Origin of the sequence: Marinobacter sp. AN1 (genome assembly GCF_026013985.1) — a bacterium.
In the GTDB taxonomy this organism is placed as follows: domain Bacteria; phylum Pseudomonadota; class Gammaproteobacteria; order Pseudomonadales; family Oleiphilaceae; genus Marinobacter; species Marinobacter segnicrescens.
Map to the genome: position 1 here is coordinate 143714 of NZ_CP110342.1, position 25703 is coordinate 169416.

The following is a 25703-nucleotide window of genomic DNA, read 5'->3' on the forward strand; positions in this document are numbered from 1 at the left end:
TGTGCGATTATAACTTGAATAGTCACTCAAATATAGTTAGGGTGAGGTTGAAATTGAGCGATTATTCAAAAACGGAGGTTCCTATGACTGACTTTGCCTTGCACGATGTCGACTCTGCCCCCGAAGGCGCCAAACCCCTGCTGGAAGGCTCAAAAAAGAACATGGGCATGATTCCCAGCCTGCACGCGGTGATGGCGGAAGCACCGGGCCTGCTCGAGGGCTACCAGACCCTCTACGGCCTGTTTACCAGCACCAGCTTCAATGCCAACGAACAGACGGTGGTCTGGCAGACCATCAATGTGGAGAACGAGTGCCATTACTGCGTTCCCGCCCACACCGGCATCGCCAACATGATGAAAGTGCCGGAAGAGATCACAGAAGCCCTGCGTAACGAAACGCCACTGTCGGATGAAAAGCTGGAAGCGCTGCGCAACTTTACCCTGGCGGTTGTCCGCAAGCGCGGTAACGTCACGAAGGATGATTTGCAGGCCTTCTATCTATGATGCCGGCTACGGGCAACAGCAGGTGCTGGAAGTGATCCTCGGTGTGGCCCAGAAGACCATGAGTAACTATGTCAACCACATTGCCGAGACGCCCATCGACGAGCCATTCAAAAAGTTTGAGTGGAAGAAAAATTCCTGATGCTGCTGTAATCCTGGGGCTCCCTGAGCGTCCAAAAAATGGGGAGTGATCCTCGATTGATGACTCAGGGTTGCAAGCTCTCTGACTCAGGGTACTAAACCCCTTCGGGCGCGTTGCGGTATAGTAGCGCGCCTTTTTTATTTCCCCCGGAGCGGTGTCCATCTTGAAACCCCTGCAACGCCAGACCCTGCTGATCCGATTGCTGGCCATTGCCGGGCTGACCGTGTTGATGGCGGGAATCTGGGTTGTGCTTCAGGCGTTGGGGGCACCAGCTTCCCTCTCTCCATCAGGCCTGTCCTCCTGGTTGCAGGGTGAAGGCCACTGGGGACCATTGTTGCTGGTTCTGCTGATGGTACTGGCTGTCGTAGTGGGCCCCATCCCTACCTTGCCAGTCAGCGCAGCTTCGGGGCTGGCCTTTGGCATGCTTCAGGGAACCCTGATTGCAGTGACGGGCGCGTCGCTGGGCGCCATGGTGGCCTTCTGGAGCAGTCGTATCCTCGCCAGGGACTACTTCCGGCGCAAGCTGTCGAATCACCCTGTCTTTGCTTCTGACGCACCGCAGCGATCACTTTTCTGGGGCATTCTGTTTACGCGGCTGGTGCCGTTATTTTCGTTTGCGCTGATCAGCTATGCTGCCGGGCTTACCTCCGTCACAGCCTTGCGATTCCTGCTGGCGTCAGTGATTGGCATGATGCCCATGACCTTTGTATTCGCCGGACTGGGACACACCCTGGAGGTTCATCCGGTATGGACTGTCCTGGCGGCGGGGGTGCTATTGCTGGCGATGGCGCTGACCCCCTTGTTGTGGCGCCGGCGCAGTCACTCCGGGCCTTCCCGCTGACCTGCATCAGGGTTCGCTGATCTGGACAAGTCCGCCACGCAACTGCTAAAACCGGGGAGTATTTGTGACAGCCAACAGGAGCAAACCATGAAGGTTCAGTTTAACGGCATTACCGAGGGCCAGCCGGTCCCGGAGAAGTTTGCGTTTGGTGTGTACAGCGAAGAAGACCACATGAGCTTCGGTCCCAACCGCAACCCGGAAGTCACCTGGCAGGACGCGCCTGAAGGTACAAAGAGCTTTGCCGTGGTGATGTTTGATTCCGACGTTCCCAGCGTGGCAGACGACGTCAACCAGGAAGGCAAGACAGTCTCGAAAGACATTCCCCGGGTGGATTTCTTCCACTGGCTGCTGGTGGATATTCCCGCTACCACCAGCTGTATTCCCGAAGGCGAGGACAGCGATGGCGTCAGCCCCAAGGGCAAGCAGGCGGGCCCTGGCCCCATTGGCATCCGCGGCGTCAACAATTTCACCCAGTTCCTGGCCGGTAACCCGGACATGGCTGGCACCTACGGTGGCTATGACGGCCCCTGCCCGCCCTGGAACGACGAGTTGGTGCACCACTATCACTACGAGGTCTATGCCCTGGATGTGGAAACCCTCGGCCTGGACGGCGAGTTCGATGGTGAGGCTGTCCGCAAGGCGATGGAAGGACACGTACTGGCCAGCGAGCGGGTTACGGCCACTTACACACTGAATCCGGATCTTCGCTGATCGGTTTTTCCTTCCTGCGGAAAAGCCCTGCTCTCTCCGGACCTGTGTACGAATGTATGCAAAGAGTCCGGGGAGACAACCTCAAGCTCAGCCTTTCAATGCCTCATCGATTGAGCTTTCCAGTCGCCGCAGATACTCCTCGTCGAGGTGGTAGTCCGAGTGGCCTTTCATCAGCTGAGCGCTCTCACGCAGGTTGCCGATGAAGGATCGACAGTGCCTGCACATCAGCAAATGCATTTTCACAGAGAAGTTGTCCGCCGTACTTAGTTGCCCGTCAATGTAGTCACTGCCAATCCTGGCAAGATCTCGACACATCAGCATTCGCCGGTCTCCTGGAAGTCTTCCACCATCAGGTAAATTTTCTGGCGGGCACGGTGCACCAGTACCCTGAGGTTAGACGCACTGATGTCCAGAATATTACAGACAACCTCTGCCTTGTGCTGATGGGCTTCGTAAAGCATAACGGCAGAGCGTTGTTGTTCAGGCAGGGCGGACAGGTGTTTGTCGAGGCAGTCATTCAGCGCACCGTTTTCCATAAGCAACTCAGCATGCTCCTCAAGCCGCAGCCTGGGAGGGGTGGCCCACCGACCTCCCGATTCAAAGCGGCTGGCAATTCCCGGTTCCAGCGCTTCTCCAAATTCGCTGGATACCTCGCGATTGGCAGTACGAAGGCGGTTCTTGCAACGGTTGGCAACGATCCGGTGAAGCCAGGTTTTCAGACCAGAGCGGCCTTCGAACTTCTTGACGGCTTCTACCACATTGACCCAGGTTTCCTGTACCACATCCTCGGCACTGGATGGGTCCAGGTAGTAACGGGCAACAGCCAGCATACCGGGAGAAAACTCCCTGACAGCCTGGTGAAAGGCCTGCTGATCACCCGCCTGGAGGGCGGAGACGAGGTTGCTGTCGTCAGTGATTCTTTCCGTTGGCAATGCCATAACGCGTCTCCGTCACCTGTTCCCGTCAAGTCACTCCAGTCTCTGGGACGGCCTTTTAAGCTCCTGGTTCCCGATTAGCTGAGCAATTGCTCAACTTCTGGCACTTCATGACCCTGGTTCCGGAAATGCGAAAAGTCGGGATAATTTGTTGAACTTGTTCAGAAAAACGCGCGATCATCTGATGTAACGAACGCCTGGCTGGCGTGCCCAAAAGTGACGCGCATCTCGGAATCGTCGCTACCAACAACAAGAAGAGCCGGAACAATGTTCAACTGGATTTCCAGGGCCCTCGCCCACTACCTGTCCAAGCCTGTGGCAGACTTTTCCGTCAGAACCTCAACCTGGGAAGCGCTGGTGGCCACCATCAGGCCTGGAGACGTGTTGCTGGTGGAAGGTAACACGCGGGTCAGCGTGGCTATCAAGTACCTGACCCAGTCCACCTGGTCGCATGCCGCCCTGTACCTGGGAGATTCGGCAGGACTGGGCCACAACGATAACGGTGAGGCCAATACCCTGGTGGAAGCGGACCTTGAGGACGGTATCCGGGCCCTGCCACTGTCTTTTTACCGGCACAGCCATACCCGAATCTGTCGTCCGGTTGATCTGGGGCCCGACGATCTCGACGCGTTGACGAGGTATTCCCGTGAAAGACTTGGTCATCAGTATGACCTGAAGAATATTGTGGACCTTGCCCGATACCTGTTGCCAACACCGCCGGTGCCCGTCCGGTACCGGCGAAGAATGCTGGCGCTGGGCAGTGGTGACCCCACCCGGGCGATCTGTTCATCCTTTATCGCCGAGGGATTTCAGCGTATCCCGTACCCCATTCTGCCAGAAGTGATCCCCTTGCCCTCTGATGATCCCCTGTGCCGGGAGTGTGAGCGGGAGCTGTACCGGATTCGTCACCATTCGCTGTTCGCGCCAAGGGACTTCGATGCCTCGCCCTATTTCGAGGTCATCAAGCCCACTATTGCACAGGGGTTCGATTACCGGGCCCTGGCATGGATGCCATCCTCCGATAAGGGCGCTGGCTCGGTGAGACCGAACTGGCTCTGAAGCAGAAGAACCTGGGCTTTCGGCCTGGGGACAGGATTCTGGATGTGGGCTGCGGCAGCAGCAGTTTTATGTTGATCGCCAGGAACAAGGTCCCGCCCGGCTATGACTCACCTGCTCCCGCAGCCGCGGATACCGGCGCCATTCGCATATTCATCCGTAGCCAGACAGTTGCCAGAACTACCAGGGCTATGGGGGCCAGCATCATCAGGTTGAGTGTCTCCCAGCCCAGGTGGTGCAACAGTGACCCGGACATTAGTGAGCCAATGGCCACCAGTACGAAGATGGCCAGGTCATTGACCCCCTGTACCTTGCCTCGCTCGGCCTCCGCGTGGACGGTCGAAAGCAGTGTACTGCCACCGATGAACAGAAAGTTCCAGCCAACACCGAGCAACACCAGTGCGAACCAGAAGTGGGCCAGGCTTGCGCCCAGCGTAGCGATCAACACGGTGCTTACCAGAAGCAGGCAGCCGGTGAGCAGGATACGACCTACCCCGAACCGGGCAATCAGGCCACCTGTAAAGAACGAGGGTACATACATGCCCAGTACGTGCCACTGCATGATCATGGCCACCTGTGCCATCTCAAAGCCGCGACTGCGCATGGCCAGCGGTGTGGCTGTCATCACCAGGATCATGATGGCGTAGCCCACGGCACCCGCGATCACCGCCACCTGAAACCGTGGTTGCATTGCGATGGCCGACATGGGACGAGTGGTTTCTCCGGGTTGGGGTTCGCCCGCGGGAGGAACCTTCAGCTGACTCAGCAAACCCATGGCGAGAAGGGCCAGGATGGCGATGATCAGATAGGGGCCACCGGAGGGCACGGCTTCGATGAGCCCGGTCGCCATGCTGGCGTTCCAGGGGCCCAGAAAGGCGGCGGCCACACCGCCGGCCAGCACAAAGGAAATGGCCCGGCTACGGAAGGCCGGGCTGGCAACGTCCACCGCCGCGAAGCGGTAATACATGGCAAATCCCTGGTAAAGGCCCAGCAGAACGCTGGCGAGGCAGAACAGCCAGAAGGATTCCATCGCAATGGCCGTAAAGCTCAGTAGGCCACCGGCAGCGCCGCCAATGCTGGCACCGGTCATGAACCCGCGACGACGACCGACCCGCTTCATGTACAGGGAGGCCGGCAACGTAGACACCACCGTGCCCAGCATCATGATGGCAATGGGCAGCGTTGCCAGCCCGGGGTCGGGGCTAAGCTGCTGCCCCACGACGCCGCTGAGGGTCATGACCGTTATGGCAGCCACCATGAAAAAGGTCTGACTGACCACCAGGATGGCGACGTTGCGTTTTTCGAGGTGATAAGGGGCCATCTGAAAGTTTCTCCACGAGTGAGCCGGGCGCGCGTAAATGTACCATACCGCAAGCCTTGCTATTGCCAACATTCTAATAAACGTTAGAATAAAATAATATGCCGGTCTGCCAAGTCCGGCCCAGGTTTGGGTACCCCTGGAAACTCTGGAGAGAAAAGAACGATGACCATCAGAGAGGATCTGCTCGACACCCTCGCCCAGGTTGGCAAAGCGCTGGGCAATGGCCACCGGCTTGCCTTGCTGGAGCGACTGGCGCAAGGGGAGGCGGCAGTCGAAACCCTGGCTGAAACTGCCGGGCTGACGGTAGGCAATGCTTCCGCGCACCTGCAGCATCTGCGCAGGGCGGGCCTGGTGACCGCAAGGCGGGCCGGTAAGCAAATGATCTACCGCCTGACAGACCAGCGAACCGTCACCCTGCTGAGCCTGATGCGGGACGTGGCGGAAACCAATCTGGCGGAAATGGAGCGTCTGGTCAGCCGGCTGTTTGCCGACGACAACCCCGATGGCGCCCTGGAGGCCATCTCGCGGGGAGAACTCTTGTCAGGGCTCCGGCACGGCTCTGTTGCACTGCTGGATGTGCGACCGGAAGACGAGTTCGAGTCAGGGCACCTGCCCGACGCCATCAATATTCCACTGGAACAACTGGAAGCCATGCTCGACGAATTGCCCAAGGACCGGGAAATCGTCGCCTACTGTCGGGGTCCCTACTGCGTGCTGTCCCACGAGGCGGTCAAGAAATTGCGGGCGCTGGGCTATCAGGTGCGGCGTTTTGACGAAGGCTTTCCCGAGTGGAAAGCCGCCGGCTTGCCGGTCCAATAAGGCGAGGCACTGCCATGACCGAAACCCTGCTTGCCCATGAACCGGTGATCCGGTTTGGCTTTTTCCTGTCGGTGCTGGTCACCATGGCCCTGTGGGAGGTTTTTGCGGCTCGCCGCCCCCAGGCGGTTGGCCGCCGGACACGGTGGCCGGCCAACCTGATGATCGTGGTGCTGGATACGCTGGCGGTTAGGGTGCTGTTCCCGGTGGCCGCCGTTGGCGCTGCGCTGATGGCGTCAGAAAATGGCTGGGGTTTGCTGAACCTGGTGGCCTTGCCTGCCTGGGTTTCTGTGGTGCTCGCGGTACTGATGCTCGACGCCGCCATCTACTTCCAGCACCGTGTATTTCATGCGGTGCCCTGGCTATGGCGCCTGCACCGGATGCATCACGCGGACCTGGAATTTGATGTCACCACAGCCCTGCGTTTTCACCCGGTTGAGATTGTGCTGTCGATGATGATCAAGGTGGCCATCGTCGTTCTGCTGGGTGCCCCTGTGCTGGCCGTCCTGATCTTCGAGGTTCTGCTCAACGCCACGGCCATGTTCAACCACGGTAATGTCCGGTTACCCCTGTGGCTCGACAAGTGGTTGCGGCTGATCATCGTCACACCGGACATGCACCGGGTCCACCATTCAATCATCCGCCGGGAAACCGACAGTAACTTCGGCTTCAACCTGCCCTGGTGGGACCGGCTGTTCGGCACCTACCGGGACCAGCCGGAAAAAGGCCATCTTGGCATGACCATCGGTATTGAGGACTTTCGCACCAGGCGGGATCTGAGGCTGGATCAGATGTTGATCCAGCCGCTGAGAAACAGTGTACTGTCTAGTGGTAGCAAGGTGATGTCGAACGGAATGGTTAGTTCCGGGAAGGTCGAATGAAACCAGTATTGCTATCCAGCAGGATCCGGTTTTTCGCGGGAGAGGGCCATGAAACAGCGTATGCCGGCCGGCAGATCAACGGCCTTTATCAATGCCCTTGCCGGGGGCTGGGTTGCCGATGCAGCGAGTCTGGGCCTGCACTGGCTGTATGACAGCGATCGCATTTGGGAGGTTGGTGGCGAACGCCCGGAGTTCCTGCCTCCGAAGCTTGACTACTTCCGTGGCAGCTTTGGTTATTTCGCCCATGAAGGGAAAAAGGCCGGCGATATCAGCCACTATGGTGCCGCGACTGGCGTGCTTACCGACAGCCTGCTGGCCTGTGAAGGGCGCCTGGATATTCGTGACTATCAGCGTCGGTTCCGGGCTTTCTTCGGCCCGGGCGGCCAGTGGCAGGGTTATATCGACAACCCTACCCGTGTGACGCTGAGTAACCTGGATACCATTGAGCGCAAGGCCATTGAACAGGCCCGGGCCACCACGACTGCCAGTCTCACGGATCAGCAAAAACGTATACTGGTCCAGAAAGTGCTGCCCTACACGAGTCGCCTCAGTGGCGAACAGTTGGCAGGGCCAGTCCGAAAGGCCATTGACCTGACCTATCACGAGCCCGAGGTCCAGGAAGCAGGCGTCCACCTGGCCCAGGCCATTGATCGTTACCTGTTGCCGGAAAGTGGTGCCGATGACATGCAGTTGCCGGCTGTCTCCAAGCTGCCACCGCTGGTGGCCTGTTATTGCGGTCTTGATGACCTTCTGGAGAAGACAGAAGCGGCTGTGCGGGTGACCAACCATAACGATGAGGCCGTTGCCTGGGCAAGATGCGCAGCAAGACTCCTTGAGGGCCTTTTCCAGGGTAAGCCGATGTCAGCAGCACTGGATGCAGCGGCCTTTGAAGCCCCACACCAGGATGACCTCGCGACGGCACGCACCGGTGACCGGCTGGACCCCACAGGTGCAGGTGGCACCTTTGGCCGCACCTGCTACCTGAATGAGGCAATGCCGGTGATCTTCCATATCCTGGCGCACGCCGGCAGCTTTTCCGAGGCCGTGCGCGCCAACATTCACTGTGGCGGTGACTCCTGTGGTCGAGCCTGGATCATTGGTCCAGCGATGGCAGCGATATACGGCGTTGGCGGGGAGCGGGGAATTCCGCTGAGCTGGCTGGCCCGTGTTACCGATGCCCCTGCTATCCTTGCTGATATTGAAGCGCTGACGTCCCTGTCCTGAAAGCGATTACTCCCGGGTTGACGGACAGGGCGCACCACAGGGTGCGCAGGCGGAGTCGTCCCGCTGGCTAAGGGCGGTCTGCACATTGCCCTGCCCGGAATTGAAGGCAAAGGTCGGGCTGCGCAGATGATCTGCCAGGATCAGCGCCAGGATGATGCCCAGCGCGATCAGGATACGGGTACGGTTGTAGGCGCGTTCCATGATTCAGTTCCCCCGTATCAGTTTGGCAGCCGGAACCAGGGCCGCAAGCGGATGCCAATCAGCGAGCCGGCAAAGGCGCAGGCGAACCAGATCCAGGCGTGCAGGCTGGCAGAGGCAATGCCGGAGAACAGGGCGCCGATATTGCAGCCGAAGCCCAGCCGGGCGCCGTAGCCCAGCAACAGGCCGCCCACTACCGCCGCCAGGAACTGGCGACCTTCCGGCCGGTTGCGGCTGGCCTCGTTGAAGCGGTTGGCCAGGCCGGCCGCCAGCATGGCACCGAGCAGCAGGCCGATGTTCATCACTGAGGGGATGTTGGTGAGTACCGAATCTTTCAGGGCCATGGCCGGGTAATCCCAGGTCCAGAACTCAAACTGGGACATGTTCACACCAACCACTTCCAGGGCCTTGGCGCCCCAGACGTTGAAGGCGAAGGTGACACTCCACGGGGCGCCGCCAATAGCCAGGGTCAGGGCGTTACCGGCTGCCAGGATCAGGATGGCCCAGGTGAACGGCCAGCGGCCGCTGACCAGGGTTCTCAGGGGACCGTGAGACTGCCCTTTCCACAGCAATTCATCCCGCTCCACTGAGCCGTGGGCCTTGCGTTCGATGCGGTTGACCCACCAGGCAATCAGTCCCAGCCCGATAAACTGCACCAGGATGGCGCCGCTGACCCCGAAGGTATTAACGAGGGGCACCGGATCAAAGCCGGGTTGGTCCAGCCACCAGGGCAGGTTAATGGAACCCAGTACCGCGCCGGCGATAAAGAAGATCAGCGTCACGACCATGCGGATATTGCCGGCGCCCACCGTAAACAGGGTGCCGGAGCCACAGCCACCGCCCAGCTGCATGCCAATACCAAACAGGAAGGAACCAACCACCAGCGACGTGCCAACTGGTGCGATGTTGCCGGTCAGCCCGGGCTGGCCGCTGTTGAGCATTGGCACCATGACCAGGGAAGACAGCGCGAACAACAGCAGCTGGGCACGCATGCCGGCCCCGCGCTTTTTGACCACCAGGTTGCGCCAGCCGGCAGTAAAGCCGAAGGCCCCATGGAACAGGGCCATACCCAGCACCGTACCAATGGCAAACAGGGCCACCATGAACGGTGCGGTTTCCAGCCAGATCAGCAGGCCAAGAAGGGCAAAGCCGGCGAGGGCCGTGGTGACAATAAAACGGTCAATCTTCCAGCCTGGCTGAGTGCCAGGCTGGAGAACAGCAGTGTTCGACATGGGTGTTTACTCAGTTGAACAGATCAAGAAGCTTGCCCAGGCCTTTCTTGGCAACCTGCATGGGCCGGTCGCTGTCCTGGGACCACTCGGCCATGGAGCCATCGTACATGGCCACTTCCTCGAAGCCGGCCAGCTCGCTTAGCACAAACCAGTCGGTGGCGGCCCAGTGGCCGGTGTTGCAGAAGGCAATGGTACGGGCCTGCGGATCCAGTTCGGCTACGTTGACCTGCTCGGATACCACGGCGTCGTTCAGGTAGAACACCTGGTCCTGTTCGTCGATGAAAGACTGGTGGGGCAGGTTGAGGGCGCCGGGAATGGTGCCGGGGGCCCTGGCGGCAGGAGACTGGTTTTCACCCCGGAAGTAGTCTTCGGGCCGTGCGTCTACCAGTTGGGCCTGGCTGTCACGGGCGGCCTGTACTTCTTGCAGGGTGGCGAGCAGCTCATTCTGCAGTTTGGCGGTGAACTGCGTTACCTCGCGGCGCTCCCCCGGGCCTTCGGCGATTTCCTGGCCGGCGGCTTTCCAGCCAGCGAAGCCACCGTTGAGAATGGTGACGTCATCGTGGCCCAGTACCTTGAAAGTCCAGTAAACCCGGGCCGCGCTACCGAAATCTGTTGGTCCGGTGCCGGCTGGCGCCACAACGACAGTGCTGTCGTTAGCGATACTCAGGCTGCTGATCAGGCGCTCCAGGGAACGGACCGGTGGCAGAACGCCGGTAACGCCGTCACGGTTCTCGCGCCAGCCATCGCCGGTATAGCTGCTGTAGACGGCACCCGGGATGTGGCCCTGTTCGAAGGTACTGCGGTCGCCACCGTTATCGATACCCGAACGCACATCCAGTACCACCAAGTCATCGCGCTCCAGGTTGGCAGCCAGCCAGTCAGCGTCCACCAGTGCTGGTGTGTTGTCGTCGGCCACTGCCAGCGAACTGAAGACAATAAAAAGTACAGACATGAGGCGGGACATGGGGCTTCTCCTGACAGGGAATTCTTGGCGGCCTATTATGAATTTCAGGTAACGGAATTAACAGGCTCTGACCTATTCCGTTTTTGCATATATAAATTTCCAAAACTTCCCAATTCCTGGAAGGCGTCACCAAACTGACCGCTAACTGTCACCGGGATTTCACTGAGTCCCGGCAGCCTTGAGTCACAACAGGGCAAGCAACAGGGCGGGCCATGCCACACTACCGCAGTGTTTTTATTTCTGATGTTCACCTGGGAACGGCGGATTGTCAGGCAGAGTACCTGCTGGACTTTCTGGAGCAGGTTCATTGCGACACCCTGTACCTGGTCGGGGATATCGTCGACCTGATTGCCATGCAGCGGCGGGTGCATCTGTCACCGGCCCACGGGGCGGTGATCCAGAAGCTTCTTTCGATCGCTGCCGGCGATACCCGGGTGATCTATGTGCCGGGCAACCATGATGAATTCCTGCGACGTTTTTGCGGTCAGACGGTGGCCGGCGTCGAATTGCACCAGAAGGTGGTGCACACCACGGCAGACGGCCGGCGGTTCATGGTGTGTCATGGCGACCAGTTCGACCAGGTGGTGCGTTGCAGTCCGCTGATGCTGCTGGTGGGGGATCGGGCCCACGGCCTGATGTTGCGTCTGAACCGTTGGTTCAATGCCTGGCGTAGACTGCAGGGTAAGCCATACTGGTCCCTGGCGGCCTGGATCAAGGGGCGCATCGGGTCGGCACGTACCTTTATCCGGCGGTTCGAGCTGGCGGCACTGACTGCGGCGGAGAAAGGGCATTATGACGGCTTTATCTGTGGCCATATTCACTCCGCCGGTTTTCTGCGCAGCCCGGAGGGCCTGTACTGCAACGACGGTGACTGGGTAGAACACTGCACGGCGCTTGTGGAACAGGCTGACGGCCAGCTGCAATTGCTGCACTGGTCCGAGCAGCCGGCGATCATAGCCACCGAGCCAGAGGCGCCCGCGCCAGAGGTTTGCGGAGACAGGCGCCCGGTAATCGATATCCTGCCGGCGGCCTTCCTGGACCAGGTGAATCGTATATAGCCCGGCCCGGTTACTTTGTGACCGGGCTTCTGGTATGCTCCGCGACCCTTATTCATCAGCCCTGCTGATATTCATCAACCAGACACTACGCTGCCCACTGTGACGATCACTCCGCCCTAGCGCTCAGCCCCCCTTCCGACTTGTTTCGACACGCTGCATTGCCGCGTCGCCGGTCGCCTCCGGCAGACATGGAGTGTTGTTTGTCGCAAGAGCACATGCCTGTGCCTGATGAATCTGCAATCCATGGAATTTCGTTGTTATGGTGAAAACCCTCAAAGCCAACTGGCTCTCCAATATTCGTGGTGACCTGCTCGCCGGCATCGTCGTGGCCCTGGCCCTGGTCCCGGAAGCCATCGCTTTCTCCATTATCGCCGGCGTGGACCCCAAGGTGGGTCTGTATGCCTCTTTCTGTATTGCCGTGGTGATTGCCTTTGTGGGCGGTCGCCCGGGCATGATTTCCGCTGCCACCGGTGCCATGGCGTTGTTGATGGTCACCCTGGTCAAGGAACATGGCCTGGAATACCTGCTGGCTGCCACGCTGCTCACCGGGGTGCTGCAGATCGTCGCCGGGTACCTGAAGCTGGGCGGACTGATGCGCTTTGTGTCTCGCTCGGTGGTGACCGGCTTCGTGAACGCCCTGGCGATTCTTATCTTTATGGCCCAGTTGCCGGAGCTGACCAATGTGACCTGGCACGTCTACGCGATGACCGCCGCCGGGCTGGGCATTATCTACCTGTTCCCGTACCTGCCGGCCGTGGGCAAGCTGATCCCCTCGCCACTGGTCTGCATCGTGGTACTGACCGGTGTGGCCATGTGGTTCGGCCTGGATATCCGCACGGTGGGGGATATGGGTGAGCTGCCGGATACCCTGCCGGTATTCCTGTGGCCGGACGTGCCCCTGAACCTGGACACCCTGATGATTATCCTGCCCTATTCCGTCGGCCTCGCTGTGGTGGGTCTGCTGGAGTCCATGATGACGGCGACCATTGTGGACGACCTGACCGACACAACGTCTGACCGCAATCGGGAGTGCAAGGGCCAGGGCATCGCCAACATCGGCTCGGGCCTGCTCGGTGGCATGGCGGGTTGCGCGATGATTGGCCAGTCCATCATCAATATCAAGTCCGGCGGTCGTACCCGGCTCTCCACATTAACGGCAGGGGTATTCCTGCTGATCATGGTGCTGGTGCTGGACCAGTGGCTGGTGCAGATTCCCATGGCGGCCTTGGTGGCTGTGATGATCATGGTATCCATCGGTACCTTCAGCTGGGGTTCCATCAAGAACCTCAAGGAGCATCCGCTGTCCACCAATATTGTGATGGTGGTGACAGTGATCGTGGTGGTGGCTACCCACAACCTCGCCTTTGGTGTGCTGGCGGGTGTATTGCTGGCCGCGCTGTTCTTTGCCAACAAGGTGGGGCACTACATGGCCGTTACCTCGGCTTACGACGAAGACAGCGCAACCCGCACCTACCGGGTGGTCGGTCAGGTTTTCTTCAGCTCGTCGGAAAAATTCACCGAATCCTTTGACTTCAAGGAGGCGCTGGATAAGGTGGTGATTGACCTGAGCCGGGCCCACTTCTGGGACATTACGGCGGTAGCTGCCCTGGACAAGGCGGTGATCAAGTTCCGCCGGGAAGGGGCCGAGGTCGAGGTGATCGGCCTGAACGAGGCCAGCGCCACCATCGTTGACCGTTTTGGCGTGCACGACAAGCCTGACGCTGTTGACCAGCTGATGGGGCACTGACATGAACGAGAACACACCGATCGACAGCAATCGCGGTCACAACAATAACCATAATGACAACGAAGGCGAGGACACCATGCTACGAGTAGTTGCCTGTATCGACGGCTCCCGTGCTGCCCCGGCGGTATGCGATTACGCGGCCTGGGCAAGTGGCCATATGGAAGTCCCGGTCACCCTGTTGCATGTGCTGGACGAGGAACGCTACCCGGTGGCGCCGGACCTGGCGGGAAATATCGGCCTGGGCAGCCGTGAGCACCTGCTGGAAGAGCTGGCAGACCTGGACGCCCGCCGCAGCAAGCTGGCGCTGGAGCATGGTCATCACATGCTCGATGACGCCGAACGACGGGTGAAGGACGCGGGCGTGGAAGATGTCATCAAACGCCAGCGTCATGGTGACCTGACCGAGTCCCTGCTGGCCCTTGAAAACCAGACCCGCCTGCTGGTGATGGGGTTGCATGGTGAAAGCAGTTCCGACCGGGATGTGCACATCGGCAGCCAGCTGGAAACCGTGATCCGCAGCCTGCAACGGCCGATCCTGTTGGTACCGGATGAGTTCACCATACCCAAGAGCGCCATGCTGGCGTTCGACGGCAGCAAGACCGCCTTCCGCAGTGTGGAGTTGCTGGCCGGTAGCCCGGTGTTCCGGGGCATGCCCCTGCACGTGGTCATGGTGGGTGCTGACACGGCGGACCGTCGTGAACAGCTGAAGAAGGCCGAAACCATGCTGTCCGGAATGGGTGTGGACATCCAGGTGGCCATCCGGGCCGGCGATGTGGAGCCGACCCTGCACGCCTACCAGGAAGAACACGATATCGATATCCTGGAGATGGGTGCTTATGGCCACTCCCGTATCCGTCAGTTCCTGGTGGGCAGCACCACGACGACCATGCTCAAGACCGCCGAAAAGCCCTTGGTTATCCTGCGCTGACGGTACTGGCCCTGACGCCTTGCCGGGGCGTCAGGGGCTTTCCCCTTGCGCGGCTTTGTACAGAAAATAATCTTTAAAACAAGACTGTTTCGCTTGCTTATAAAGTGAAATAATTCCCATCTACTGTTGTACCTTCTCCGTATCCTTGCCCTGGGCATCGGTATCTACGGGGTCCGTTCCGGTTATTGTCAGGGATTACTCGCTATGCGCACGTTTCGCCGCTTCCTCATTGTTCTCGTGTTTCTGGGCATCGTGCTCGGGGGCATATTTGGCTACAAGTTCTATCAGTTCGGGCAGATGAAAGAGCAGATGTCCCAGCCACAGCCGCCGGCCGAGGTATCGGCTGCCGTGGCGACGTTGCAGAGCTGGACCCCGGCGATCAAGTCCGTTGGCAGCGTTGAGGCTGTCAATGGCATCCAGGTGGCCAACGAGGTGCCCGGGGTGATCCAGGAAATCGCGTTTGAGTCCGGTGATATGGTCAAGCAGGGTGATGTGCTGATCCGCCTGGATTCACAGATTGACGAGGCCGCGCTGCGGACCCGCCGGGCAGAGGCGCAGCTGGCCCAGCAGGAATTTAAACGGATTGAAAACCTGCTGCCCCGGCGGGCCGTGTCCCAGTCCCAGTTCGATGAGGCCAAGGCCAACTACGATGCGGCGCGGGCGAGGGTCAACGAGGCAGAGGCCCAGCTCAACAAGAAAGTGATCCGGGCGCCTTTCGACGGCAAGCTGGGTCTGCGGCTGGTAGACCAGGGTGAGTACATCGCCACCGGTACACCCATTGTCGAAATCAACATGCTGGACCCCATCTACCTGGACTACACCTTGTCGGAGCGTAACCTCCCCCGGGTGGCACAGGGCTATGAAGTGGAAGCCACGGTCGCTGCCGTGCCGGAAGAGACCTTTTCCGGCCAGGTCAGTGCCATCAATACCTCGGTGAATCCGGAAACCCGCACTGTGCGCATACGGGCCACCCTGGATAACCCGGAAGGCAAGCTTCGTCCGGGCATGTTCGCCACCATCATGACCCGGCAGCCGGAAGATCGTGAAGTGATTACCCTGCCCCGTACGGCAGTGTCCTACAACACGTACGGTGACTATGTGTTCCTGATCGAAGAGAACGACCAGGGTGAGAAAACAGTGACCCGTCGTTCCGTCACCACCGGTGACGTCAACAATGACCGTGTCGCAATTCTCAGTGGTCTTGAGGAGGGTGACCAGGTGGTGTCCAAGGGATTGTTGCGCCTGCGGGCCGGGCAGCGGGTGACCATCCAGGAAGAGGCTGCTGACAGTGAGCAGGCCGCGGAGGCCTCCGAGTCATGAAATTCACTGATATCTTTGTCCACCGGCCGGTACTGGCCACGGTGGTCAGTCTGCTGATCCTGCTGCTTGGCGCACGGGCCGCCATGGAAATGGAAATCCGTCAGTATCCGCAGTTGGAGAGCACCACGGTTACGGTAACCACGGCCTATCCGGGCGCCAGCTCTGACCTGGTCAAGGGCTTCATCACAACGCCGCTGCAACAGGCCATGGCTGAGGCCAGCGGTATTGATTACCTGACCTCTACCAGTTCCCAGGGCCGGTCAACCATCGAAGCCAAAATGGTACTGAACTACGACGCCAACGCGGCCCTGGCGGAAATCCAGGCCAAGGTGGCCAGCCAGCGTAACGTGCTGCCAGCGGACGCCCAGGACCCGGTGATTTCCTCCACCACTGGCGACTCCACAGCGCTGATGTACATTGCCTTCTACAGCAACGAGCTGGATGTGCCCCAGATTACCGACTACCTGACCCGGGTGGTGCAGCCGCGGCTGCAGGCACTGGCCGGCGTTGGCAAGGCGGAACTGCTGGGGCGGAAGTTCGCCCTGCGGGCCTGGCTGGACCCGGAGCGCCTGGCGGCTGTCGACATGACACCGCAGGAAGTGGTCAGTGTACTGCTGCGTAACAACTACCAGGCCGCGGTGGGCAATACCGAGGGCAAGTACACCAAGATCAGCATGACGAGTAATACCGACGTATCGGACCTGGAGAGCTTCCGGGATCTGGTGGTCAAGGAAGCCGATGGCTCCATCATCCGGCTGCGGGATATCGCGCGGGTGGAGCTGGGCTCGGAAACCTACGACCAGCTCGCCCTGTACAAGGGCCAGCCGGCGACCTATGTGGCGATCGAGCTGTCTCCTGGCGCCAACCCGCTGACGGTGGCGGGACTGGTCAAGGATGAGCTGCCGGACATCGAGCGGCAGCTGCCATCGGGCCTCGATGTGCGTCTGGCCTACGATGCCTCCAGCTTTATCGAGGACTCCATCGCCGAGGTCATCAAGACCCTGCTGGAAGCCCTGGTGATTGTGCTGGTGGTGGTCTTCCTGTGCCTGGGCTCTATCCGGGCGGCGGTGGTACCTTCGGTGGCGGTACCCCTGTCCCTGGTGGGTGGTGCGTTCGTGATGCTGATGATGGGCTTCTCCCTGAACCTGCTCACGCTGTTGTCCATGGTGCTGGCCATCGGCCTGGTAGTGGATGACGCCATCATCATGGTGGAGAACGTGCATCGCCATATCGAGCAGGGTGAGTCCCGCTTCGATGCGGCCCTGAACGGCGCCCGGGAAATGGCCACACCGATCATTGCCATGACCACTACCCTGGTGGCGGTCTACGCGCCCATCGGCTTCATGGGTGGGCTGGTGGGCTCCCTGTTCACCGAGTTCGCCTTCACCCTGGCCGGAACCGTGGTAATCTCCGGCATCGTGGCCCTGACCCTGTCGCCCATGCTGTCCGGCAAGATTCTCAAGCCCCACGGTAACCCGGGCTGGTTCGAGACCCGGGTTGAGCGTACCTTCAATGGCCTGGCCAACGGCTACAAACGGGCGCTCGATTCCATGATGCAGACCATCAGCGTGGTGATCTTCTTCGCGCTGGTGGTGTTGGGATCCATCTATTTCATGGTGGCCATGAGCCAGAACGAGCTCGCCCCCACAGAAGACCAGGGCATCCTGTTCTACCAGGGGCTGGGTGCTCAAACGTCCACGCTGGACTACCTCCGCGAGCATGGCGATGAAGTCCAGCAGCGCATGACCACGGTGCCGGGTTACGAGGAGGACTTCATGATCCTGGGCATCACCAGCCCCAATGCGGTCTTCGGTGGCTTCAAACTGGCACCCTGGAGCGAGCGTGACATTACCCAGTTCGAGGTCCAGCCACTCCTCAACGCCGAGCTGAACAAGGTCACCGGCCTCCAGACGGCGGTGTTCCCGCGACCGTCCCTGCCGGGCTCGGGCGGCGGTCTTCCCTTCCAGTTTGTGATCACCACCGGCGCCGGGTACGAGCAGTTGAATGAAGTGGCCGATGAGCTGCTTGGCAAGGCTATGCAGAGCGGTAACTTCATGTTCCTGCAGAAGTCCATCGACTTCGACCGGCCGGTTACCCGTATTCAGGTGGACCGTGACCGGGTGGCGGACCTGGGGCTGTCCATGCAGGATGTGGGGCAGGCCATGTCCAGTATGCTGGGCGGCGGTTACATCAATCGCTTCAGTATGGAAGGCCGGTCCTACCAGGTGATTCCCCAGGTGGACCAGGATTTCCGGGTCAGTGAGGAGGCGCTCAATGACTACTACATCCGTACCGGGACCGGTGAGCTGGTGCCTCTGGGCAGTGTAATCAGTTTCGAGAAGGATGTTGAGCCATCACAACGCACCCAGTTCAACCAGCTCAACTCCCTGACGTTGCAGGGAGTGGTGATGCCGGGCGTGACCGACGGTGATGCCATGGCCTGGATGGAGGAAGCGGCTGCTGGTGTGTTCCCGCAGGGCTTCAACCATGATTACACCGGGCAGTCCCGGCAACTGGCCACCCAGGGCAGCGCGCTGATGGTGACCTTTTTCCTGTCGCTTCTGGTGATTTACCTGGTGCTGGCAGCCCAGTTCGAGAGCTGGCGTGACCCGTTCATCATCCTGGTATCGGTGCCCATGTCGGTGGCGGGGGCCATGGCCTTTATTGTGCTTGGCTTTGCCACCATGAATATCTATACCCAGGTGGGGCTGATCACGTTGATTGGCGTAGTGTCGAAAAACGGTATCCTGATCGTGGAGTTCGCCAACCAGTTGCAGGTAGAGCGCGGCCTGAGCAAACGGGAGGCAGTACTGGAAGCGGCGGCGATTCGCCTGCGACCGATCATCATGACGTCCCTGGCGCTGATCTTCGCCATGGTGCCGTTGCTGATCGCCGTGGGTCCGGGCGCCGAAAGCCGGTTTGCCATCGGTCTCACCATCAGTGCAGGCCTTGGCATTGGCACCCTGTTCACCATCTTTGTGCTGCCGGCCTTCTACATACTGCTGGCACGGGATCACAATGCCGGTGGTCATGATGAAGAAAAGGGCACCGCCACTGCCTGAGGGTTGGTAGCACGGAATTAACGAGATCTGTAGTAATGAGAAAGGGGACTTCGGTCCCCTTTCCCGTATGGGCCGGATGCCGGACAATCTGTTGCCCTGACTGGCCCGTATATCGCTGGTTTTCGTATGCCTCAGTACTTCCGGCATCCGTTGCACGCTACCCTGTAACAGATCGGCCGTATCCGTGTCTGATACCCGTCATTTTTCTTCCGGACGTTGTAGACCATGTCAAAACCGAAACTGATTGTCCTCACCCTGATTGCCCTGCTCGTGGCGGCCTTTATCACGCTGGGTGGGCCGGACGTGCTGACCCTGGAGAACCTGAAGCAGAACCAGGCACAGCTGGAGGCGTGGATTGCGGACAACCTGGTGCTCGCGGTGTCGCTTTACGCCTTGGTCTATGTGGTCAGTACGGCCTTGTCCCTGCCCGGCGCCACTGTGCTGACCCTGGCGGGCGGGGCGTTCCTGGGTAACCTGGTCGGGCTGTTGACTGTCTCGGTGGCCTCCACCATCGGTGCGTCCCTGGCCTTCCTGGTGGCGCGCTTCCTGTTGCGGGATACCCTAAAGCGCAAGTACGCCAAAACCATCCGCCGGATTGATGAGGGTATCGAAAAGGACGGTGCCTTTTACCTGGCAACGTTGCGCCTGGTACCGGTGTTTCCCTTCTTCCTGATTAACCTGGCCATGGGCCTGACGGGGATGAAACTGCGCACCTATGCCTTGGTCAGTTGGCTGGGCATGTTGCCGGGCACCTTTGTCTATGTGAACGCGGGCACACAGCTGGGACAGGTGAGCAGTATGGGCGATATTGTCTCGGCCGACCTGCTGCTGTCGTTTGCCCTGCTGGGCCTGTTCCCTCTCATGGCCAAGTTCGTGGTGGGCTTTATCCGGCGTCGTCGGGCATACCGGGGCTTCCGGAAACCGGATTCGTTCGACTATAACCTGCTGGTGATTGGTGGCGGATCGGCCGGACTGGTCTCGGCGTACATTGGAGCGGCTGTGAAAGCGAAAGTGGCGTTGATCGAGCGGGACCGGATGGGCGGTGACTGCCTGAACACCGGCTGTGTCCCGTCCAAGGCGCTGATCCGCAGTGCGAAGGCCGCCGATACCCTGCGCCATGCTGATCGCTACGGGCTGGACTCTGTGCCGGTATCGGGCAACTTTTCGAGCATCATGGGTCGAGTAAAAAAATCATTGCAAAGGTTGAACCCCATGACTCCCCGGAGCGTTATCGCGGCCTGGGCGTGGATGTTATCGAAGGCGGCGCGGCCTTTGTGTCTCCCTGGGAAGTCGATGTGGTCCGTAACGATGGTCGCCGGGAAAGGCTCAGCGCCCGCAGCATCGTCATTGCCACCGGCGGCAAGCCGTTTGTGCCTCCGATTCCCGGCCTGAACACCATGGACCCGCTCACTTCGGAGAACCTGTGGGACCTGCAAGAGCAGCCAGGGCGGTTGCTGGTTCTGGGCGGGGGTCCCATCGGGTGCGAGCTCTCCCAGGCTTTCGCCCGGCTGGGTAGCCGGGTAATCCAGATTGAGGCCGGCGACCGGATTCTTGCGAAGGAAGACGTCGAGGTCTCGGAGCTGGTGCAGGCGCAGTTCCACCGGGAAGGCATTGATCTGCGAACAGGTCACAAGGCCGTGGAATTTGCTGAGGAGAACGGCGAGCGCGTCGCCTGGTGTGAGCACCATGGCGAGCGGGTGCGGATTCCCTTTGACCGGGTACTGGTGGCCGTTGGCCGGGCTGGTAATACCGACGGACTGAACCTCGAAGCACTGGGTATCGAGCCTCGTGACAATGGCACCGTGCCGGTGGAAGAAGACCTGAGTGTGGGCTTCCCCAATGTGTTCGCCTGCGGAGATGTGGCCGGCCCCTACCAGTTTACCCACGCCGCCTCCCACCAGGCCTGGTACGCCGCGGTCAACGGACTGTTTGGTCAGTTCCGGCGGTTCCGGGTGGATTACCGGGTGTTGCCCTGGGTGACCTTTACAGCGCCGGAAGTGGCCCGGGTGGGCCTGAGTGAGGCGGAAGCCCGGGCGCAGGGTGTTGACTATGAGGTTACCCGCTATGGCCTGGACGACCTGGACAGGGCCATCGCAGAGGACGAGGACCACGGCTTTATCAAGGTGCTGACGGTGCCTGGCAAGGACCGCATCCTTGGCGCGGTAGTGGTGGGCGCCCACGGTGGTGAGATCCTGGCGGAGTTTACCCTGGCCATGAAGCATGGCATCGGCCTCAACAAAATCCTCGGTACCATCCACCCCTATCCCACCTGGAATGAATCTGCCAAGGCCGCTGCCGGACAGTGGAAACAGGCCCATGCGCCCCAAGGCGTCCTGGCCTGGCTGGAACGATTTCACCGCTGGCGATTGGGTGGTGGCCATACCGGCAAGGCCCAACGTAAACAGGACAGATCTGTAACATAATGGACATTGTCGTGTCTGAGGACTAACAAAACGTTGTGATGGAGCCCCTATGCCCCTGACTGCCGAGAAATGATACCCGTCACTGAAGTACTGGAGCCGCGAGCCAGGGACAGCTGGACCCACACCCGGGAGGGTGAACACCGTGGGTACATCGACTCTGACCGTCTGCGGGAGTTGTGGATACACACCGGCACCGCCTGCAACCTGGCCTGCCCCTTCTGCCTTGAAGGGTCCCATCCGGGAGATGGGCGTATCCCGGGGATGAAGCTCAGCGATGTCGAGCCCTTTATCCATGAAGCACTGGATATGGGTGTAGAGCAGTTTTCCTTTACCGGTGGCGAGCCCTTCGTCATCCGGGATTTTGTGAATATCCTCGATTACGCCAGCCAGCACCGCCCCTGCTTTGTCCTCACCAATGCGACTGACCCTCTGTTGAAGCGTCGGCACAAGGTGTTGCCGTTGCTGGATAATCCCCATCCGATCCATTTTAGGGTCAGCCTGGACTACCCGGATGCTGCCCGCCACGATGTGGACCGGGGTGAGGGAAGTTTCGACAAGGCGTTGGAAGGCATCCGCTGGCTTGTCGACCAGGGTTTCAAAGTATCCATTGCCCGGCAGAGCGATCCCATGGAGGACCCGCTGCAGGTGGAAAATGCTTTCCGGGGTATTTTCCGGGAATGGGGGATTCCGGAGACCCTGGCCTTCACGGCGTTTCCGGATCTGGGCACCCCGGGTTCTGACGATGGCAGTCCGGAAATCACCGAAAACTGCATGGAGAAATACCCCACCCGGGAAAGCAGGGCCCACTTCATGTGCACCTACACCCGCATGCTGGTGAAGAAGAACGATCAGGTGCGGGTTTTCGCCTGCACCCTGGTGGACGACGACCCCCAGTACGACCTGGGTGGCACCCTGGCGGAGAGTATGGATGAACGCATTATGCTGCGGCATCACCGGTGCTTTTCCTGTTACCGGTTTGGGGCGAGTTGTAGCGCGCCTGCTTGATGCTGCCCGCGACGTTGAGTAGGCCTTTGCGGTCCGGAGCGGGAGCCTGCGCCGGGGTGCCTTTCTCCGCTGCAATTCACGGCCCGTCCATGGACCGACCTTGCACCGCGCCATCCATGGCGCTGCTGCGAAAGGCACCCCACCACAGACTCCGCAAGCAGTGTGCTGCTCTCCGCGTGGCTGAACGTTGAGCAATGGGTCAGTTACGACCGTTACAAAGGAGATAACAATCGATGACCGGCACTGAAGCCACCCTGTTCTGGGGCTTTCTGATCGTCTACGGGGTGGTAATGTATGTCCTGTCACCGAAGAGTCGCAACGCTGAGTCCTTTTATAAAGGCGCCGATGATCAGGGGCGGCCAGTAGGTCAGTGGTCACTCACCGCATCCATCTTCATCAGCTGGATCTTCGCCAAGTCCGTGACCAACGCCGCCAATCTGGGCGCCGCCTACGGTGTTACCGGTGGCCTGGCCTATGCCGCTTACTGGCTGTCCATACCGGTTGCCGGTTACATCATCTACCTGATCCGTACCCAGACCGGTGCCGGGAGCCTGCAGGAATTCCTTACCTCCCGCTTTGGCCGGCTGGCGGCGCTGAGCTTTGCGGCCGCTATCCTGATTCGCCTCTATAACGAAGTGTGGAGTAATACGGCGGTCGTGGGAGGTTACTTCGGCAATGTCGGGGAATGGCCCTACTACACGGCGGCCATGGTTTTTACCGCCTTTACCCTCGCCTACAGCCTCAAGGGGGGCCTGCGCAGCTCCATCTTCACGGATGTCATTCAGGCGGTGCTCTTCGTGTTCTTTGTGGCAGCGGTGCTGTTCCTGATCATTCCTGCCAACGATACCGGAACCCTGCTCACTACCGGTGAGTTCCGGCTGGAGGCTGGCATGGATCTGTTGCTGGTAGCCGGCCTGCAGCTGTTCAGCTATCCGTTCCACGATCCGGTACTGACCGATCGGGGCTTTGTGAACCGGGAAAAGACCATGTTGAAGAGTTTCGTGGTGGCGGGCCTGCTGGGCTTCGTGGCCGTGTTTATCTTCAGCCTGGTGGGTGTGCACGCACGGCTCAATGGCATTGACGCCGGTGGTAATGCCCCGGCGGCAGTAGGCCAGGCGCTTGGGCTGACGGCATTGTTCCTGATGAGTGTGGTGATGATGACCTCAGCCGGATCGACCCTGGACTCCACCTTTACCTCATTCTCCAAGTCCCTGGCGGTGGATCTGCCACGGCTGGCAAAGCGCGCGGCGGAGCGACTGCCGAGTATGAAGGTGGGTGCTGCGGTGATGATCATCTTCGCCATTCTCGGTAACCTGCCCATGTTTGCCGGCACCGACATTCTCAAGGCAACCACCATCTCCGGCACCATGGTGATGGGCCTGGCACCGGTTTTCCTGTTCTACGGCTTTACCCGCTGGTCGCCCTGGAGCTTCCATCTCAGTTTCTGGACCGGGCTTGGGCTGGGTGTATTACTCACCGTCGGCTGGATACCGGATTCCTGGGCCATCGGCGAGGGCGCCTATGCACTGCTGCTGGGTACCAATGCCTGGGGCATCCTGATCTGTACCTTCGGGTTCTTCCTGCCGCTGGTGTTGCGCCGCCTTGCGGGTCGTGCGCTGGCCACAACCGGGGCGGGGTCATGACCGAAGGCCGCAGCTGTCCGCTGCAGTATCGGTATCGTCCGGAGCAGCTTACCGCGGAGCCGCAAGCCTGTGATGCCGATGTGCTCTATGTGATCGGCGGCCTCTACGGAAACCCCTGCGCACTGGATGAAATCGAAGCCATGGCGGAGCGGGAGCAGCGAGGCGGTTTGCGTGTAAAACTGCTCTTTAACGGCGATTTCAACTGGTTCAATGCCGACGATGCGCTTTTCCGGGAGATCAATGACCGGGTGCTGTCGCACGACGCGATTACCGGTAACGTGGAATACGAACTTGCCCGTCCCGGCGATGGTGCCGGGTGTGGCTGTGCGTATCCGGACTTCGTGGAAGACGCAGTGGTAGAGCGCTCCAATCGCATCATGGAGCGCCTGCAGCGGGTGGCGGAAAACCACCCGGATCTGCAGCAAAGGCTTGCTGACTTGCCCCGTTATCGTTGTCTGATCTTTGGAGGACTAAAGGTTGTTATTTTGCACGGCGATCCGGAGTCCCTGGCCGGCTGGGGGCTGGCCCATGAGGTCCTTGCGCAGGCGGGTGATGACCAGCTCGCCGAATGGTTCTGGCAAACCGATGCAGATGTGATTGTCAGCACCCATACCTGCCTCCCTGTTATTCGTAACCTGGTCGTGGGAGATCGGGCCCGGCTATTCCTGAATAATGGCGCTGCCGGCATGGGTAATCTGCTCGGTGATTCCCGTGGACTGGTTGCGCGCCTGTCCCTGACCAGCCCGGCATCAGAGGGCCTGGCGCCTGAATATTCCCTCCCGCTGCACGGCGCACTGGTGCCGGTAGACTTTCCCCTGGTTGACTGGCTCGTCCGGTTTGACCATCTATGGCCACCGGGCAGTGACGCTGCCTTGTCATATCGTCATCGTATTCTTAACGGTACCTTGCTCTCCGTGGAACAATTGATGGGTGTTAATGGAATCGGTGAGAAATTGGCCTAATATAAAAGTGTATCTTTAACGGCTTTTGGGCTCCGGCGGAAGACTGGGTGTTCTGTGGCATGGGTGCCCGGTTGATTTTTATTTCGTGGTCTATATAATTCACCACTAACGTTTGCAGCGAAAAGACTGAACATGACAACCGAAGGTTCAAATACCACCGCCATCACCCTCCGCACTCCGGTCAAGGATGATGGCTTCCGACTCCACCAGTTGGTGGCAGAGTGCCCGCCGCTGGACCCCAACTCCATCTACTGCAACCTCCTGCAGTGCAGCCACTTTGCCGAAACTGGCGTGGCAGCGGAGATGAACGGCGAACTCGTCGGCTTTATCTCCGGTTATATCCCGCCCAGCCAGCCTGACACTATTTTCGTCTGGCAGGTCGCCGTCCATGAAAAGGGTCGCGGCCAGGGTCTCGCCAAGCGAATGCTCAAGGAAATCGTGGCCCGGGATGCGTGCAAGCAGGTTACCCACATGGAAACCACGATTACCGAAGACAACGAAGCCTCGTGGGCATTGTTCCGTTCTTTCGCCCGGGATATGGACGCGGAAGTGAAATACCACGAGCACTTCGAAAAAGAGCTGCATTTTGGTGGTCAGCACGACTCCGAATTCCTGCTGCGTATAGGCCCCTTCACCCGCAAGGGCTGATCGCACCGACATCGCTTTTGTTTGACGGGCCGGCAGGGGGTAAGAGGAACCCCTGCCTTCAGCGCCCCTGAAACTGTGCGTTGTGC

21 protein-coding genes and 2 pseudogenes are annotated in these 25703 nt (G+C 59.9%); 17 read left to right on the forward strand and 6 right to left on the reverse strand.

The genetic code is table 11. The features are described 5' to 3' along the window. The first annotated feature begins 83 nt into the window (after window positions 1-83). The 3 genes and pseudogenes from LJ360_RS00640 to LJ360_RS00650 all read left to right on the forward strand — a co-directional run bounded on the left by LJ360_RS00640 (window position 84) and on the right by LJ360_RS00650 (window position 2194). Window positions 84-642, forward strand: a pseudogene (locus LJ360_RS00640) (carboxymuconolactone decarboxylase family protein). A gap of 163 nt (window positions 643-805) precedes the next feature. Further along, complete coding sequence (locus LJ360_RS00645) at window positions 806-1483, forward strand: TVP38/TMEM64 family protein (RefSeq protein WP_245742582.1); 678 nt, start codon at window positions 806-808, stop codon at window positions 1481-1483. A gap of 87 nt (window positions 1484-1570) precedes the next feature. Next, window positions 1571-2194, forward strand: coding sequence for a YbhB/YbcL family Raf kinase inhibitor-like protein (locus LJ360_RS00650; RefSeq protein WP_091851812.1), 624 nt, complete (start codon window positions 1571-1573; stop codon window positions 2192-2194). Between the two features lie 87 nt (window positions 2195-2281). Here LJ360_RS00650 and LJ360_RS00655 read toward each other — a convergent pair whose 3' ends face one another. Further along, a complete protein-coding gene (locus LJ360_RS00655; protein ID WP_264994943.1) occupies window positions 2282-2515 on the reverse strand; it encodes a zf-HC2 domain-containing protein in 234 nt (77 codons plus the stop codon). Beyond that, complete coding sequence (locus LJ360_RS00660; protein WP_264994944.1) at window positions 2509-3132, reverse strand: RNA polymerase sigma factor; 624 nt, start codon at window positions 3130-3132, stop codon at window positions 2509-2511. Before LJ360_RS00660 ends, LJ360_RS00655 begins: the two co-directional genes overlap by 7 nt. A gap of 264 nt (window positions 3133-3396) precedes the next feature. Here LJ360_RS00660 and LJ360_RS00665 point away from each other — a divergent pair, with 264 nt between their 5' ends. Continuing rightward, window positions 3397-4188, forward strand: coding sequence for a YiiX/YebB-like N1pC/P60 family cysteine hydrolase (locus LJ360_RS00665; RefSeq protein ID WP_091851803.1), 792 nt, complete (start codon window positions 3397-3399; stop codon window positions 4186-4188). 100 nt (window positions 4189-4288) lie between these two features. Here the strand turns inward: LJ360_RS00665 and LJ360_RS00670 are convergent, their stop codons facing one another. Further along, a complete protein-coding gene (locus LJ360_RS00670; protein ID WP_264994945.1) occupies window positions 4289-5506 on the reverse strand; it encodes an MFS transporter in 1218 nt (405 codons plus the stop codon). 162 nt (window positions 5507-5668) lie between these two features. On the opposite strand from LJ360_RS00670, the gene LJ360_RS00675 reads away from it, so the two are divergent. From LJ360_RS00675 to LJ360_RS00685, 3 genes are read left to right on the forward strand one after another with little or no spacing between them, the layout of a single operon-like run. Continuing rightward, a complete protein-coding gene (locus LJ360_RS00675) occupies window positions 5669-6325 on the forward strand; it encodes an ArsR/SmtB family transcription factor (protein WP_264994946.1) in 657 nt (218 codons plus the stop codon). Window positions 6326-6339: 14 nt separating this feature from the next. Continuing rightward, window positions 6340-7203: a sterol desaturase family protein gene (locus LJ360_RS00680; protein ID WP_264994947.1), complete on the forward strand. Its 864-nt coding sequence runs from the start codon at window positions 6340-6342 to the stop codon at window positions 7201-7203. Between the two features lie 48 nt (window positions 7204-7251). After that, entirely contained in the window at window positions 7252-8427 is a 1176-nt protein-coding gene (locus LJ360_RS00685) for an ADP-ribosylglycohydrolase family protein (RefSeq protein ID WP_264994948.1), read from the forward strand. A 6-nt stretch (window positions 8428-8433) separates the two neighbouring features. On the opposite strand, the gene LJ360_RS00690 is transcribed toward LJ360_RS00685, so the two are convergent. The 3 genes from LJ360_RS00690 to LJ360_RS00700 are packed head-to-tail and all read right to left on the reverse strand — an operon-like array spanning window position 8434 to window position 10821. After that, window positions 8434-8628 carry a hypothetical protein gene (locus LJ360_RS00690; protein ID WP_264994949.1) on the reverse strand — a complete coding sequence of 65 codons (195 nt, stop codon included), beginning with the start codon at window positions 8626-8628 and terminating at the stop codon, window positions 8434-8436. A 17-nt stretch (window positions 8629-8645) separates the two neighbouring features. After that, complete coding sequence (locus LJ360_RS00695) at window positions 8646-9857, reverse strand: YeeE/YedE family protein (RefSeq protein WP_264994950.1); 1212 nt, start codon at window positions 9855-9857, stop codon at window positions 8646-8648. 10 nt (window positions 9858-9867) lie between these two features. Next, on the reverse strand, window positions 9868-10821 hold the full coding sequence (locus LJ360_RS00700) for a sulfurtransferase (RefSeq protein WP_264994951.1): 954 nt from the start codon (window positions 10819-10821) through the stop codon (window positions 9868-9870). 212 nt (window positions 10822-11033) lie between these two features. On the opposite strand from LJ360_RS00700, the gene LJ360_RS00705 reads away from it, so the two are divergent. From LJ360_RS00705 to ectA, 10 genes and pseudogenes are all read left to right on the forward strand, one after another. Continuing rightward, on the forward strand, window positions 11034-11879 hold the full coding sequence (locus LJ360_RS00705; protein ID WP_264994952.1) for a UDP-2,3-diacylglucosamine diphosphatase: 846 nt from the start codon (window positions 11034-11036) through the stop codon (window positions 11877-11879). Between the two features lie 259 nt (window positions 11880-12138). Then, complete coding sequence (locus LJ360_RS00710) at window positions 12139-13626, forward strand: SulP family inorganic anion transporter (protein ID WP_264994953.1); 1488 nt, start codon at window positions 12139-12141, stop codon at window positions 13624-13626. A 76-nt stretch (window positions 13627-13702) separates the two neighbouring features. Beyond that, complete coding sequence (locus LJ360_RS00715) at window positions 13703-14554, forward strand: universal stress protein (protein WP_264996079.1); 852 nt, start codon at window positions 13703-13705, stop codon at window positions 14552-14554. Window positions 14555-14758: 204 nt separating this feature from the next. Beyond that, complete coding sequence (locus LJ360_RS00720) at window positions 14759-15874, forward strand: efflux RND transporter periplasmic adaptor subunit (protein ID WP_091851771.1); 1116 nt, start codon at window positions 14759-14761, stop codon at window positions 15872-15874. Continuing rightward, the gene (locus tag LJ360_RS00725) at window positions 15871-18936 is read left to right on the forward strand and encodes an efflux RND transporter permease subunit (protein ID WP_264994954.1); all 3066 of its coding nucleotides are present in this window, start codon (window positions 15871-15873) and stop codon (window positions 18934-18936) included. Before LJ360_RS00720 ends, LJ360_RS00725 begins: the two co-directional genes overlap by 4 nt. Before the next feature lie 225 nt (window positions 18937-19161). Next, a pseudogene (locus LJ360_RS00730) lies at window positions 19162-21359 on the forward strand (FAD-dependent oxidoreductase). Between the two features lie 69 nt (window positions 21360-21428). Next, window positions 21429-22364: a radical SAM protein gene (locus LJ360_RS00735; RefSeq protein ID WP_264994955.1), complete on the forward strand. Its 936-nt coding sequence runs from the start codon at window positions 21429-21431 to the stop codon at window positions 22362-22364. A gap of 233 nt (window positions 22365-22597) precedes the next feature. After that, on the forward strand, window positions 22598-24007 hold the full coding sequence (locus LJ360_RS00740) for a sodium:solute symporter family transporter (RefSeq protein WP_091851759.1): 1410 nt from the start codon (window positions 22598-22600) through the stop codon (window positions 24005-24007). Next, complete coding sequence (locus tag LJ360_RS00745; RefSeq protein ID WP_264994956.1) at window positions 24004-24969, forward strand: hypothetical protein; 966 nt, start codon at window positions 24004-24006, stop codon at window positions 24967-24969. Before LJ360_RS00740 ends, LJ360_RS00745 begins: the two co-directional genes overlap by 4 nt. Before the next feature lie 132 nt (window positions 24970-25101). Next, complete coding sequence (gene ectA / locus LJ360_RS00750; protein WP_091851753.1) at window positions 25102-25617, forward strand: diaminobutyrate acetyltransferase; 516 nt, start codon at window positions 25102-25104, stop codon at window positions 25615-25617. The last annotated feature ends 86 nt before the right edge of the window (window positions 25618-25703 follow it).

Coding starts and splice junctions, on each gene's coding strand:
- LJ360_RS00650 (WP_091851812.1), top strand. CDS start 1,571: ATGAAGGTTCAGTTTAACGGCATTACCGAGGGCCAGCCGGTCCCGGAG.
- LJ360_RS00655 (WP_264994943.1), bottom strand. CDS start 2,515: ATGCTGATGTGTCGAGATCTTGCCAGGATTGGCAGTGACTACATTGAC.
- LJ360_RS00660 (WP_264994944.1), bottom strand. CDS start 3,132: ATGGCATTGCCAACGGAAAGAATCACTGACGACAGCAACCTCGTCTCC.
- LJ360_RS00665 (WP_091851803.1), top strand. CDS start 3,397: ATGTTCAACTGGATTTCCAGGGCCCTCGCCCACTACCTGTCCAAGCCT.
- LJ360_RS00670 (WP_264994945.1), bottom strand. CDS start 5,506: ATGGCCCCTTATCACCTCGAAAAACGCAACGTCGCCATCCTGGTGGTC.
- LJ360_RS00675 (WP_264994946.1), top strand. CDS start 5,669: ATGACCATCAGAGAGGATCTGCTCGACACCCTCGCCCAGGTTGGCAAA.
- LJ360_RS00680 (WP_264994947.1), top strand. CDS start 6,340: ATGACCGAAACCCTGCTTGCCCATGAACCGGTGATCCGGTTTGGCTTT.
- LJ360_RS00685 (WP_264994948.1), top strand. CDS start 7,252: ATGAAACAGCGTATGCCGGCCGGCAGATCAACGGCCTTTATCAATGCC.
- LJ360_RS00690 (WP_264994949.1), bottom strand. CDS start 8,628: ATGGAACGCGCCTACAACCGTACCCGTATCCTGATCGCGCTGGGCATC.
- LJ360_RS00695 (WP_264994950.1), bottom strand. CDS start 9,857: ATGTCGAACACTGCTGTTCTCCAGCCTGGCACTCAGCCAGGCTGGAAG.
- LJ360_RS00700 (WP_264994951.1), bottom strand. CDS start 10,821: ATGTCCCGCCTCATGTCTGTACTTTTTATTGTCTTCAGTTCGCTGGCA.
- LJ360_RS00705 (WP_264994952.1), top strand. CDS start 11,034: ATGCCACACTACCGCAGTGTTTTTATTTCTGATGTTCACCTGGGAACG.
- LJ360_RS00710 (WP_264994953.1), top strand. CDS start 12,139: ATGGTGAAAACCCTCAAAGCCAACTGGCTCTCCAATATTCGTGGTGAC.
- LJ360_RS00715 (WP_264996079.1), top strand. CDS start 13,703: ATGCTACGAGTAGTTGCCTGTATCGACGGCTCCCGTGCTGCCCCGGCG.
- LJ360_RS00720 (WP_091851771.1), top strand. CDS start 14,759: ATGCGCACGTTTCGCCGCTTCCTCATTGTTCTCGTGTTTCTGGGCATC.
- LJ360_RS00725 (WP_264994954.1), top strand. CDS start 15,871: ATGAAATTCACTGATATCTTTGTCCACCGGCCGGTACTGGCCACGGTG.
- LJ360_RS00735 (WP_264994955.1), top strand. CDS start 21,429: ATGATACCCGTCACTGAAGTACTGGAGCCGCGAGCCAGGGACAGCTGG.
- LJ360_RS00740 (WP_091851759.1), top strand. CDS start 22,598: ATGACCGGCACTGAAGCCACCCTGTTCTGGGGCTTTCTGATCGTCTAC.
- LJ360_RS00745 (WP_264994956.1), top strand. CDS start 24,004: ATGACCGAAGGCCGCAGCTGTCCGCTGCAGTATCGGTATCGTCCGGAG.
- ectA (WP_091851753.1), top strand. CDS start 25,102: ATGACAACCGAAGGTTCAAATACCACCGCCATCACCCTCCGCACTCCG.